Origin of the sequence: Paraburkholderia elongata (assembly GCF_013177735.1) — a bacterium.
Classification (GTDB): Bacteria; Pseudomonadota; Gammaproteobacteria; order Burkholderiales; family Burkholderiaceae; genus Paraburkholderia; species Paraburkholderia elongata.
In genome coordinates this window covers 1-12,696 of sequence record NZ_WOEZ01000181.1, presented here as the reverse complement: position 1 = coordinate 12,696, position 12,696 = coordinate 1, and the positions used below count along the sequence as shown (strand labels likewise).

13 protein-coding genes are annotated in these 12,696 nt (G+C 59.8%); 10 read left to right on the top strand and 3 right to left on the bottom strand.

What is annotated here, in order from left to right; translation table 11 throughout:
• The first annotated feature begins 35 nt into the window (after positions 1-35).
• From GNZ13_RS30750 to GNZ13_RS30740, 3 genes are all read left to right on the top strand, one after another.
• Positions 36-806 (top strand): SDR family oxidoreductase, encoded by a 771-nt coding sequence (locus GNZ13_RS30750; protein WP_172171600.1) that lies wholly within the window; start codon positions 36-38, stop codon positions 804-806.
• Between the two features lie 714 nt (positions 807-1,520).
• A complete protein-coding gene (locus GNZ13_RS30745; protein ID WP_172171598.1) occupies positions 1,521-1,859 on the top strand; it encodes a P-II family nitrogen regulator in 339 nt (112 codons plus the stop codon).
• Positions 1,860-1,889: 30 nt separating this feature from the next.
• The gene (locus GNZ13_RS30740; RefSeq protein WP_172171596.1) at positions 1,890-3,338 is read left to right on the top strand and encodes an ammonium transporter; all 1,449 of its coding nucleotides are present in this window, start codon (positions 1,890-1,892) and stop codon (positions 3,336-3,338) included.
• A 143-nt stretch (positions 3,339-3,481) separates the two neighbouring features.
• Here GNZ13_RS30740 and GNZ13_RS30735 read toward each other — a convergent pair whose 3' ends face one another.
• Positions 3,482-3,781: a hypothetical protein gene (locus GNZ13_RS30735; RefSeq protein ID WP_172171594.1), complete on the bottom strand. Its 300-nt coding sequence runs from the start codon at positions 3,779-3,781 to the stop codon at positions 3,482-3,484.
• A gap of 899 nt (positions 3,782-4,680) precedes the next feature.
• Positions 4,681-4,815, bottom strand: coding sequence for a hypothetical protein (locus GNZ13_RS53595; RefSeq protein ID WP_268959200.1), 135 nt, complete (start codon positions 4,813-4,815; stop codon positions 4,681-4,683).
• Positions 4,816-4,918: 103 nt separating this feature from the next.
• On the opposite strand from GNZ13_RS53595, the gene GNZ13_RS30730 reads away from it, so the two are divergent.
• Positions 4,919-5,119, top strand: a complete 201-nt coding sequence (locus tag GNZ13_RS30730; protein ID WP_172171592.1) for a hypothetical protein — start codon at positions 4,919-4,921, stop codon at positions 5,117-5,119.
• A 275-nt stretch (positions 5,120-5,394) separates the two neighbouring features.
• Positions 5,395-5,613, top strand: coding sequence for a hypothetical protein (locus GNZ13_RS30725; RefSeq protein WP_172171590.1), 219 nt, complete (start codon positions 5,395-5,397; stop codon positions 5,611-5,613).
• Positions 5,614-5,770: 157 nt separating this feature from the next.
• On the opposite strand, the gene GNZ13_RS30720 is transcribed toward GNZ13_RS30725, so the two are convergent.
• Positions 5,771-6,877, bottom strand: coding sequence for an IS5 family transposase (locus GNZ13_RS30720; RefSeq protein ID WP_407945675.1), 1,107 nt, complete (start codon positions 6,875-6,877; stop codon positions 5,771-5,773).
• On the opposite strand from GNZ13_RS30720, the gene GNZ13_RS30715 reads away from it, so the two are divergent.
• From GNZ13_RS30715 to cphA, 5 genes are all read left to right on the top strand, one after another.
• A complete protein-coding gene (locus GNZ13_RS30715; protein ID WP_172171586.1) occupies positions 6,831-7,394 on the top strand; it encodes a hypothetical protein in 564 nt (187 codons plus the stop codon). The two genes, GNZ13_RS30720 and GNZ13_RS30715, sit on opposite strands and share 47 nt — an antisense overlap.
• 187 nt (positions 7,395-7,581) lie before the next feature.
• Entirely contained in the window at positions 7,582-7,965 is a 384-nt protein-coding gene (locus GNZ13_RS30710; protein ID WP_172171584.1) for a hypothetical protein, read from the top strand.
• Complete coding sequence (locus tag GNZ13_RS30705; protein ID WP_172171582.1) at positions 7,965-8,336, top strand: hypothetical protein; 372 nt, start codon at positions 7,965-7,967, stop codon at positions 8,334-8,336. Before GNZ13_RS30710 ends, GNZ13_RS30705 begins: the two co-directional genes overlap by 1 nt.
• A 398-nt stretch (positions 8,337-8,734) precedes the next feature.
• Complete coding sequence (locus GNZ13_RS30700; protein WP_328807325.1) at positions 8,735-9,940, top strand: patatin-like phospholipase family protein; 1,206 nt, start codon at positions 8,735-8,737, stop codon at positions 9,938-9,940.
• Positions 9,941-10,799: 859 nt separating this feature from the next.
• Positions 10,800-12,696 (top strand): cyanophycin synthetase (gene cphA / locus GNZ13_RS30695; RefSeq protein ID WP_172171580.1); only part of this gene is annotated, 1,897 nt, incomplete at its 3' end.

The following is a 12,696-nucleotide window of genomic DNA, read 5'->3' as shown; positions in this document are numbered from 1 at the left end:
ATCGCGCGGCTTCGGAACCACCAGGAGGAGCGGCTGTGAAGAAAGAGCAACAGGTTGCACTTGTGACGAATGCGTCGGACTATGCCGGCCCGCCTGCCGTAGCAGCACTGCTGGATGCGGGATTCCGCGTGCTTGCCCACGATGATTCCTTCGTGGACGACATCGCGTGGGAGCACTTTTCGAACGCGAATGGCAGTGTCGAGCGTGTGAGCGGCAAAAGTGTTGAGCTGCTGGTCGAAGCTGCATGGGCCGTCACGGGGCGGGTTGATGCCATTGTCAGTAACGACCACTTTCCCGCTATCCATCGGCCCACTGTGGATGCATCACTGGACGACCTGCGGCAGACGCTAGAAAAGCTGGTGGTCGGTCCTTTCGCTTTGGTAAAGGCGGCAATCCCGCGTATGAGACAGCAGGGCGGCGGGAATCTCGTATTAGTGACATCGTGCCGGACAAAGCTGCCAATGCACGGAGGCGCCATTCCTGATGCCGCGAGGGATGCCGCGAATGCATTGGTTCGATCGTTTTCCGTCGAACTTGCGCCACTTAACATTGCCGTCAATGCAGTGGCACCGAACTTCCTGTATAGCGAGGCTTATTATCCACGCGCTATCTTCATAGACCAGCCGGAGGGTCGTGACTATGTCAGGTCTTCGGTGCCGGCGGGTCGGCTAGGCAGGCCGGAAGAGATCGGCGAACTGATCTGCTTCCTCGCATCGACACAGTCCCGGTTCCTGACTGGCGCTGTAATTGACTTTTCGGGCGGGTGGCCTGCGGCTGCAATGAGACCCGGAAAGACGGACGATTGAAAGCAACTTGGCACAAAGTGGTACCGATTCTTGCCCTATGCGGGGGACGCATATGCACATCGCATGGGGCGGCGTTCGGCCATGAAGCGACCCTCAGCAAAGGCCCACGAACGGCCGCTCAGCGTCTTGACGCGGACGTTCGGGCGGCTTTCTTATTACCAAACGCGGAGCCTTTCCGCGCTCGCGTCGCGAACGCTTTGACGTGACAGCGCCCCATCGTGAGTTTCATGGCGCTATCGCGTCGGTAAGCAGCACCTGTCTGACGTGCGCCTTCTTCACGGCCGGCGACTTTCGACCCGCGAGGAATCAGAGGCAAGCTGAAATACCTGAATTTCCACGCTGCTTTCGCCGAAGTGGCTGATGCCACGAATCTCGGCGTGGGCGCACCCTATTGGGTCGTTTCGACCAAGTCAAGCCTAGTCGTGGTGCAAATCAGTTGTGCAAGTATCGACCTGCGATTCAGGTCTGTGTATATAAGGCACCCCCCAACATCTAGTTCGGCTCATCGATTTTCCGTCGGGCGCGTGTCCGATGCTCTCCGCGTGGAACGCCTTCGATTGCTGCCGCGTTCATGCGTATCTCATCTCTCTGCGTTTTCTCTCGATGAGTTTCCGCAAAAAACTGGCATGACAGTTGCTTAAGGTGCTCGGCACCATCGGCATAAGGTCGACGTACGAGTCGGCTCTCAGATTCCGCAATCGAAGAGGGGATTTCATGCAACTCATTACCGCAATCATCAAGCCGTTCAAGCTCGATGAGGCGCGCGAAGCCTTGTCGGCCATCGGCGTGTCGGGCATCACGATGACGGAAGTCAAAGGTTTCGGCCGGCAGAAGGGCCACACGGAACTGTATCGCGGCGCTGAATACGTGGTCGATTTCCTGCCGAAGGTGAAGATCGAAGCGGCGGTCTCGGACGACATCGTCGACCAGGCGATCGAGGCGCTCGAGCGCGCGGCACGCACCGGCAAGATCGGCGACGGCAAGATTTTTGTCACGCCGATCGAACAAGTGATTCGGATTCGCACCGGGGAGACCGGCGCGGACGCTCTGTAAATGCAAAAGTAGCGATAGGAGGAAACGAAGATGCGCAAATTATTGGTGTCCATGCTGATGGCCGGTTCGCTGCTCGCGGGCGGTATCGGTGCCGCCCTCGCGGACGACGCTTCCGCCCCCGCAGCCGCCGCAGCTTCGGCACCGGCCGCGGAAGCGTCCGCCGCACCGGCTGCCAGCACCGCAGCCGCACCTGATGCATCGGCCGCATCCGCTGCCGCCGCACCGGCAGCTCCGACCGCGCCATTCTCGGTCGATTCGTCGAAGATCAATTCCGGCGACACCGCCTGGATGCTGACCTCCACCGCGCTCGTGCTGTTCATGACGATCCCGGGTCTGGCACTGTTCTACGGCGGCATGGTCCGCAAGAAGAGCGTGCTCGCGATCCTGATGCAAAGCTTCGCGATCACCTGCCTGGTGTCGATCATCTGGGTGGTGGTGGGCTATAGCCTCGCCTTCACCCCGGGCGGTTCGTTCATCGGCGGCTTGTCACGCTTCTTCATGACGGGCATGAACTACATTCACGGCGACAAGGCGACGACGCTGACCGTCAGCCACCTCGCCCCGACGATCCCGGAAACGGTCTACTGCGTCTATCAGATGACGTTTGCGATCATTACCCCGGCACTGATCACGGGCGCGTTTGCCGATCGCATGAAGTTCTCGGCGATGCTGGTGTTCATGACGTTGTGGTCGATCATCGTCTACTCGCCGATCGCGCACATGGTCTGGGAACCGTCCGGCTGGCTGGCTAGCGCGGGCATCCTCGACTTCGCGGGCGGCACGGTGGTGCACATCAACGCCGGTATCGCAGCGCTGGTCTGCGCGCTGGTGCTCGGCAAGCGTGTCGGTTACGGCAAGGAAGCGATGGCGCCGCACAACCTGACGCTCACGCTGATCGGTGGCGCCATGCTGTGGGTAGGCTGGTTCGGCTTCAACGCGGGTTCGGCAGTGGCGGCAGACGGCCGTGCCGGTTTCGCGATGTTCGCAACGCAAGTGGCAACCGCAGCAGCAGCACTCGCCTGGATGTTCGCCGAATGGGCAACCAAGGGTAAGCCGTCGGTACTCGGTATCGTGTCGGGTGCCGTTGCAGGTCTGGTGGCGATTACGCCGGCTTCGGGCTTCGTCGGTATGACGGGGTCGCTGGTGATCGGCATTGCGGCAGGCGTGATCTGCTTCTGGTCGGCAACGTGGCTCAAGCATAAGCTCGGTTACGACGACTCGCTCGACGCGTTCGGCGTGCACTGCATCGGCGGTATCGTGGGTGCGCTGCTGACCGGCGTGTTCGCGGTCAAGGACATCGGCGGCGCGGACGGCAGCGTGATCCTGCAAGCCAAGGGCGTGCTGACGACGCTGATCTACAGCGGCGTGATGAGCTTCGTCCTGCTGAAGGTCATCGACGTGGTGATGGGCATCCGCGTGACGGAAGAAGATGAACGCGCGGGTCTGGACGTGAGCCTGCACGGCGAAGCCGTCGAATAGGCGGCATGCCGAGCAAGTATCGGAAATAGCCCAGGCAGATGCGATGGGCAATTCTCCGACGTCGGGGGCGAAAGTGCATTTTCGCCCCCGATCTTGCGCAGCGAATCGCGAGTCGCTGCGCTGGTGCAGAACCAGCGAAGTCACTATCTCAGTGGCACCAGTAAGATCGTCGCCACCTCTCCCAGGGTGGCAATCGCAATCGCCGAATAGATCGGGTTGGCACTCAAAAACACGTGCAACTTGACCTCGTCTTTGACCTTGAGCCAGGTGCCGAAAAATCCTAGCGACAGGATCAGGCCAGCCAGGAGGCTGAATCCCAACAACACCTCCACCCACTTGTTGTGTGTGAGACCGTTTGTCTCCCATGCGAACGCTGCCAGACAAACGAGTTGACTGCAGAGGACTACTAATGCGCCGGGATGATACTGTTCGAGTTTGTACATGACTGAAAGTGCCCCGCGCAACCGCTCGTTCCGTGGTCATGAGCCCGTCCAGAAAGCGACGGTCGTTTTATAAGGTGCGGTTGCGGACGCTGTCGGCAATGCCGAGTCGGCAGGGACCGCATAATTCCAAGCGCTGCAAGGTGAATTCCCCTCGCTCAAGCGTCTCACGGTTCATCGTACACGTTACGATGCAGCCACGTCTCGAAGACGACTATCAGATGGCTGTCGCCACGCAGTTGCCCCCCCGGAAAGAAGCTGCCACCGGCCGGACCACGCAGTAAGACTCCGAGGAGCGGTAGCCTTCAGCTGTTACGTAGGAAGTTGTACGCTATATGTCGTTACGTTACCGGTGCTACCCGACCCATTTTACAGGGATGACCACGAGTGTTGTCACCCTAAATGCACACCGGGCATAGAAACGGCGGGTAACCGTCACGCCCAAATGACTGCACGAAAACGTATACCACCAGAAGATAGCTATCTGCCGCTAGTGAGGGCATAGGGGCAAGTTGCGTGTACCTCGTGACGCTGCTCCTGGCGTGAACACCAACAAACATGTCGCCGCATCTTGAAAATTTGTGGTGACGTCGATGCCAGCGCGTATCTCGACAGCCATAGGGGAGCGGCCTTATGCAGAAGCGGAAGTTCGCACGAAAGAGATCGTGGGAAGCGAGTCTGCCGGAATTACTGGACCGGGTTGAACTGGCATTAATGGGGATGCCAGCCGGCGCGTCGGTCTACAGAGCGTTGTCGGATCTGAACCGCCGGCTAGGCTCGGCCGGCGAGAAATCTGCCGAACAGACCGGTCGATCCGTGCCGCCGCGATGTCGGCGCCAAACCACCGTCGAGTCTTTGCCGCTGTTTTCGTGAGTCTGTGAGGAGCCGCGACCTACTGGTTTTTATCGTTTTCGTCCAAACAGCGGAGGGAAATGCGCGGCGCGCGGCGCGATCAGTTCACGGAGCGTTTCTCGGTACAGCAGGTCTTCACAGGTTTTGATCCTTTCCGCGATTTGGTTGTCTGTCAGTGCGCTCATGTCCGTCTTTGCTCGTAAGAGTGGGCAAGTTCCATCACGCGGCCGAAAAAGGTGGGGCATCCTCTCATGCTAGGATTCCTCGAATACCTCGAGAGAGACCTTCATGGCCAGCCACAATTTCTCGTACAAGGAAGTCAACTACAGCGTTTACGTGACCCAACAAAAGGACGGAAGGTGGGACTGGGCATATACGTTGACCAAGCCGCCTATCTACTGGAAAAACCCAGAGGTGCCTGCGGGAACTCCGGAGCAGGCCATCGAAGAGGCTCGTTTCGACGCAGAGCGCCGCATCGATGCGATGTAGTCGTTTCATGGTGTGCCTCCGGTTGTACTGTGCTCTGTCGGTCATGCTAGGATTTCTCCAGGATACCGACGGAGGCCGACATGTGGACCTGCCGAAACTGCGATGCCCGGTACGGCTTCGATCAGGTCGCGCCGGAAGTCGATGACCACGGATTCTTTTTCCTCTGTCCTGCCTGTGACTATAAAAACAAGCTCGTGAGCCTCGGCCGAGACGCGAATGGGAACCTGCAGCTTGTTCAACGCGACGACGAATAGAGCACTCTTTCGGGGGCGGTCATGCAATTCGACTACAAGGGATTCCACATCGACGCGTCGCCTCTTGATGAAGGTGGTCGCTACTACGGTCGCGCAAAGATCTATCGGCGGCCCACGGCCGGTGGCGAAGCCGTCGAGGTAAAGTACTCGGGTGACCTCGGTGACTATCCATCCGACGCTGACGCGTTCGAGGCGGCACAGCGCTGGGCGATCCAGTGGTGCGACGAACATGGTGCTTAGCAGGCTGTTAAAAAGCGCCCCGTCATGACGACCGAAGCTATGTTCAGGAGGCTTACGCGTGCGATTTCCCGCTGAATTGCCGGTTCGCCGCGCGATCTGCGCGGGGCATGCGCACGCATGCAGCCCTTGTGCCGTGAAGTCTTCACGCCGTGGCGGCTCATCGCGTCGCTCCTTGCGGCACCACCCCTGGCATTCGGGCCATGCGGGTCAGATTACTCGCAACCATCGTCAGCTTGAAGTGCTGGTCGACGCGCCGGATGCCACGATAGACCGTCTGCCGGATCCGACCGACCGTTTTACCCCAGCCGAAATGCTCTTCGATTCGTTTGCGGATGATCTGGCTGATCCGGTAGCCCGCGTGCCGCGAAGTGCGAGCGTCGATTGCGCTGCCGCCCGAACGCTCATCGTTGCGCGCGACATGCGGTGTCACGTTGCGAGCGCGGCAATCGTTCACGAAGTCGCGGGTGTCATACGCCTTGTCGGCACCGACTGTCTTTGCATGAGCGCCTGGCACGCAATCGAGCAATTGCAGCGCGCTGGCCCGCTCGGCGAAACCATCCGCGTGACTGACCACGGCGCCGACCACCAGCCCCGAGCGGTTCTCCATCAGGATGTGCCCGTGATAGCACAGGATGGCTGGGCTCTTGTGGCTCTTCTTGAACAATCGCGCCTCCGGATCAGTCGTCGACTCGTGCGTGGCATTGCTACGTCGCTCGCCTTTCCAGTCTGTGTCAGCGTTGCGGCCACCGCCGGCCGGCGGACCATCGTCCGGGTCGTCCTTGCGGCGGAAGCTCTTGTGACTGGCCCACGCCTGAATCAGCGTGCCGTCCACCGAGAAATGGTCTCTCGACAGCAAGCCCCGTTTGTCCGCCAGACTCATGACTTCGGTGAAGAACGCTTCCACGACTTCATGCTCCAGCAACCGGTCGCGGTTCTTCGAGAACACCGAGTGGTCCCACACGGCGTCCTCAATCGCCAGCCCGACGAACCAGCGGAACAGCAGGTTGTAGCGCATCTGCTCCATCAGCATGCGCTCGCTGCGCACCGAGTAGAACACCTGCAACAGCAGCGCCCGCATCAGCTTCTCAGGTGCAATCGAAGCCCGGCCGGTGTCTGCATAGATGACGCTGAACAGCCCGTTGAGCCGTTTCAACGCATCATTCACCAGCAACCGAATCGGTCGCAACGGGTGATCTGCCGGGACGAAGTCCTCCAGCTTGACTGTCGTGAACAGGGGTTCCTGCATCTCATCCATTCCGCGCATCGTATCCGCTGCCAAAGATCATGAACACGATATCCATAACGCCCGTCCCTCAAACCCCGTTTACACGGGATCCAAATTCAACAGCCTGTTAGGCAGCGTGCTACGACTCTGCGGCAATGAGAACGGAGATGACCATGGATACGTACATCGACGAAGGCTTCAGACCGAGAGCGACAAAGCGTGCGACGGTCGCCTTTCGGGTAATTTTCGGCGATCGCCATCAAAGTGCGGCCCCACCGACCCGCGAACCCTGGCGCGGGCCGCACGCGATTTCGCGCAGCGCAAGCCTGAATTCGCGGTGGCCTGTGGCACGGCAGCGCTGCACTGGATGGCAGCAGGCTTCGGTTACGAAATCACGGGTAGCGATGTGGTGGATGCCTACGGTGCGCTGGCGGATGCGGCCCTTGCCACCGGCATGGAACGTGACCAGCTCAACAGGCGTCTGCGGGACCAGCTTGCGGCCATTCCGGGGCATTCGTTCGTCGCCACGGGGCTGGCGCATCATTGGGTGGCATAACGTCGCGATGCATCCAGGTCACGGGATTGACGGTTCCCGCACGGCCCGTGGCCCGGCGTGTTGTCGTCAAGGAGTCGCTCCCGGTCGTGTGGGACGAGCGCCCGTTTTACCGCCGATGACTGAACTGAAGCGCAACGCAGCTGCAGACGGTTTTACGATAGGCAGAAGTCAGTACAGGACTTGCATCATGGAAGAGTACGACCCCGAGTGCGCGCCCGAACCCGAATCATGGCTTGAACTTGACGAACAGGAGCGAATTTTTCTTGTCGAAACGTATCACCGCGTCGCCCGGAGCAAACTTCCCAACGTCACGGCACACGCCGCGCTACACGCGATCGTCGAAAACCAGATTGCGCTGAGCGTTGAGCCCGTGGTCCGGGCGATGCATCGTCTCAGGAAAGAAGGACTTACGCGACACGATGCTGTTCACGCGATCGGCTCAGTCGTCGCAGAGCATCTGTTTGATATTTTGAAGACGAATCAGAACGACGATGCTGCGGCTTCGCCGGCGCGTTACTACGCGGCGGTGGAGCGATTGACCGCCGCGCGTTGGCGCAAAGGTGAGCACTGATGGCGGTACCATCGAAGCTTCAGCCGTGGTTTGAAGCGAGGCTGCGTTTCAGGTTGAGCCATACTCATATCCAGATGGCTCGCGAACTAGGACTGAATCCCCGAAAATTCGGGTCGCTGGCTAACGAGCAGCAGGAACTGTGGAAGCGCCCCCTCGCGGAATTTATCGCGCATTGTTATCGCAAGCGCTTTGGTCGTACTACGCCAGAACACGTGCAATCTCTGGAAGAAGTCGTGAAGCGTGCGGAAGGGCGGCGCAGCGAGCGGCGGGAAAGAAAAACGAACAGAGCAGTTCCACCGACAGGGCCTCAACGTAGCGATGACGGATCGAGCGAAAAGTTGCCGGACCTCTACGGACGTGGCGGCGAATAGGGTACGAAGGGAATGGGCACCGCGGCGGACGACCGTCTGAGTGGGCGAGGTCGAGCGGTTGCGCCCAGGCTGCTTCTACTTTTACTTCCAAAACGCTTCTACTTTCGCTTCATTGCACGGCAGCGTAATGGCTTGCGTGTGACATGCCGGTCGACGTGGTGCAGGCGATTCTCGGCTAGGCGTCGCTGCAGACGACGTCGATCTATGTGCGCGACGAGCAGCAGCGCATGCTTGAGGCGCCCGCGCAGTATTACGCGGCGGATGACGACTGACGGCGACTGGTACGAAAAGATGCCGATTGCCTTTCAGCAACGGCATCTACTGTATCGACGGGGCCGGCAAACGCGCGTAAGGCCCTCCCGGTCGCACTACGCCCAAACGAGGCCCAGGAAGTATTGGTGCGGCTGAACGTCTATTTTTCAAGGAATTTGCTGACGTTTCGAACAACGCCGGCGAAGCAGGACAGCCAATCGGGGGAACCGAAAATGTCGGATACCGGATCGAAACGAACGATCGGCCTGGCCCTTCAGGGTGGCGGGGCCCACGCAGCTTTTACGTGGGGCGTACTGGATCGCCTGCTTGATGAAGTGGCGAAAGGCGAGTTGTTTATCAGGGCGATCAGCGGCACCAGCGGGGGCGCGTTGAACGGCGCGGCATGCGCCTATGGTTTGCGTGACAATGCGGCGGAAGCCAAGCGATTGCTCGAGCGACTCTGGAACGCGGTCGGTGCCAGGTCGTCCTGGTACCCGTTTATCTTCAACTCGCCAACGGCAGAGCTGGACTCGCCGCGGCGATGGAACGTTGACGCCAACCTGTTCGTGATCGGGCAGGGCATGCTTGAACAGATCAGCTCGCCGTACCTGACACCCTGGCTACCGGATCCGATCGGCTCGATCATGGAGCAGGTCATTCCTGATTTCGGCCGACTCAACCAGCATAGCGACGACGCGCCCGACCTGTATGTCGCGGCGACGAATGTGAACCGGATGGCACTGCGCATCTTTGGTCCCGGGGAAATCACGTCAAAGGCACTGATGGCCTCCACGTGTTACCCGACGCTTTTCCAGGCGGTTGAAATCGGCGGCGAATTCTATTGGGATGGCGGCTACATGGCCAATCCTCCACTCAACCCGCTCGTTGATTCCGTGAGCGATCTTCTGACGGTCCTCATTGATCCACTGCAGGTGAAACACGGCCCCCCGAAGCTGCCGCGACAGATCGTCAACCGGATCAACGAGGTCAGCTTCGGCTCGTCCTGGGTGACGGAAGTCCGACAGATTGAGCTGGTCAACCAGCTCATCCGGGACGGGGTGATTCCGCTCGAGGCCCCGAATGGCAGGACCTACGCCGAGAAGCGTTTCCATGTGATACGGACCGACGACTTCATGGAAGAGATTGGCGCCGCGTCGAAGAACACGCCGTCACCCGGGTTTTTTCTCGCCTTGAGAGAGGCCGGATGGAAGGCTGGAAACGCATGGGTGCAGGATCACCTTGGCGATGTCGGCGTGAAGTCAAGTTTCGACGTGGACACGGAAGTGAAGCGCAGGCTCACTGGATCAGCGGACACGATTCGGTCGCTGCAGCCTGCAAACGGAAAGTCGTGACTACACCTGGCCGGGGTGTCTGTTCAGCGCGTATGCACCTCGTGGCCCCTTCGCTAGCCGACTCAGCACCCAAAGCAACCGCTCAGCGGGATGATATCGCTGCGCCCACGTCACCGGATCACATAGGGTCGTCAAGCGACGCTTGCCACCGCTGTGAGCGCCACGCGAATGGGGGGGGGGGCTCCCTGAGGCTCGCCCAGATGGCGCAGCGCAGCGGCTCATGGCGAACCACTGCCGTGCCGTGCAGAGACGTTGGCCGTGACGCTTCAGCGCGAAGGCTTCTCCTTCAGGCGCAATCGCTACTCGCTAAAAAAAACGGGCAACAGAAAAGGCAACCGGACAATTACAGAAGAGATGTTGCTTTATCTGGAATTACCTCTATTTTTGTAGAGGAGTTCTGCACGCCTGACTCGACGCTTTGTGGCAGATTTGCGGCACAGCTTTGGCCGCTGTCCGACCATGGCGGCTCAGTGCGCGTGGCGCGACCTGTTTGCACTACACGATGGTGTACGCAGCCCTCAAGCGCAAGACGGTACGACGGACGTGATGCCCCAACGCCGTCATCGGCAAAACCGTTGCTATCCCACTGATTCAATGCCCATAGCCGTTACCACCGGCGGAGCAGTCCAGCCAAACAATTTTTTGCGAAGCGGACGCGCCTTTCGTGCCGTGTCTGCGGCCATCTCCGAGCGCCGCCTCCGCTTCGCTAAAAATCCTCTGCACGAGAGAACAAAAGATGAGGGGGCAGCCAGCGATTGTTATGACAATTCGTCGTATTTTGAATGCCGTTTAGAGCCTCTCTACGATGGCTCGAAGGGGTTGCGGCTTACCTGAGATCAGAACTTCAGGAGGTCATTCGATGGAAATCAAGTCAGTCGTCGCTTATCAAGGACCTAATATTCATGCACATTTCCCGGTCATCCGGTACACCGTCGATCTGGGGAAGCTTGAGGAATGGCCAACCCTGCGGCTCGGCCACGACTTCATTGATCGTCTGCTTGGCTATCTCCCCGGCCTTCAACAGCATGGCTGTTCCTACAATACCGCTGGCGGGTTCGTGCGACGCATGTGGGAAGGCGAGGGAACCTGGCTGGGTCATGTGATGGAACACGTAGCCATCGAACTGCAGAAGGTCGCGGGTTCGGACGTGAGCTTTGGCAAGACGCGTGCAGCAGGGCCGCGGGGACACTACGACGTAGTCTATGAGTACCATGATGAAGATGTCGGTCGGCACGCCGGAAACCTGTCTCTTGCCTTGATCGAGCATCTTCTTCCTGACGAACTGAAGCCGGAGCAGAATCCTGAACAAGATTTCGACTTTGAGCATGAACTGGATGATTTCATCCGTTATGCGCGGAGTCGCGACGTGGGGCCAAGCACTGCCGCGTTGGTGAGTGCCGCTGGGAAGCGTGCAATCCCTTGTACGCGCCTGAACGGTGAGAGCCTGATACTGCTCGGCTACGGGCGTTTCCAGAAACGGATCAAGGCGACGCTCACCAGCGAGACGCGTCAGATCGCCGTAGACCAGGCATCGGACAAGGAGGAGACCAATCGGACCCTGCATGACGCGGGCCTTCCGGTGCCGCGGCAACGAAAGGTCTATAACGCCGGCGACGCCGTCGATAGCGCCGAACGCATCGGCTACCCGGTCGTGGTCAAGCCCTTGGACAGCAATCACGGGCAAGGCATATCAATCAAGCTTACAAGGCCAGAGCAGATGGAACTCGCCTTTGAGAGGGCGCAGGAGTACAGCAGGGGGGTGCTCGTCGAAAGCTATATCCCGGGGTCCGATCACCGCATGCTGGTGGTCAACGGCGAATTGCTGGCGGTTGCCAGGCGCATCCCCGCTCATGTGTTGGGCGATGGGGTTCACACCGTAGAGGAGTTGGTGGAAGAGGTGAATAAGGATCCACGCCGGGGTGTGGGGCATGAAAACGTGCTCACCCGCGTGGAGCTCGACGGCGCAGCAAAACACCTCCTGGATGACGAGGGTTTTAGTCCCGGGACGGTACCCAAGCCGGGCGAGACCGTCTACCTGTGTGCCACCGCGAACCTGTCCACCGGAGGCACCGCCGTCGACGTCACCGATAACGTGCACCCGGACAACCGGGAAATGGCCGTCCGGGCGATCAGGGCCATTGGCCTGGACGTCGGTGGTGTTGATTTCATCACCACCGATATCTCCGCGTCGTATCGTGAGACTGGCGGCGCCATTTGCGAGGTGAATGCCTGCCCGGGTCTACGGATGCATCTGGCGCCGAGCGACGGCACGCCCAGGGACGTGGCCGGGCCCATCATCGACATGCTGTTTCCACCCGGTGCTCCAACGACCGTCCCCATTGCAAGCATTACCGGCACCAACGGCAAGACCACAACGTCGCGCATGCTGGCCCATATCATGAAACTGGCGGGCTACACGGTTGGTCTGGGTACAACCGATGGTGTCTACATCGACGGACGGCTGACTGTGGAAGGCGACATGACCGGGGCGACATCCGCGCGCATAATTCTCGCGGATTCCGCTGTCGACGCCGCCGTACTGGAGACGGCCCGAGGCGGCCTGCTGCGGTGTGGTTTGGGTTATCCGGAGTGCAACGTGGCGGGCTGCCTCAACGTGACCGCCGATCACCTGGGCCTGCGTGGGGTCGAGACCGTGGAGCAGATGGCCGAGGTCAAGCGCATCGTCATCGAAGTGGCGAAGGACATGGCTGTCGTCAACGCTGACGATCCCTTATGTCTGAAGATGGCGGATCATA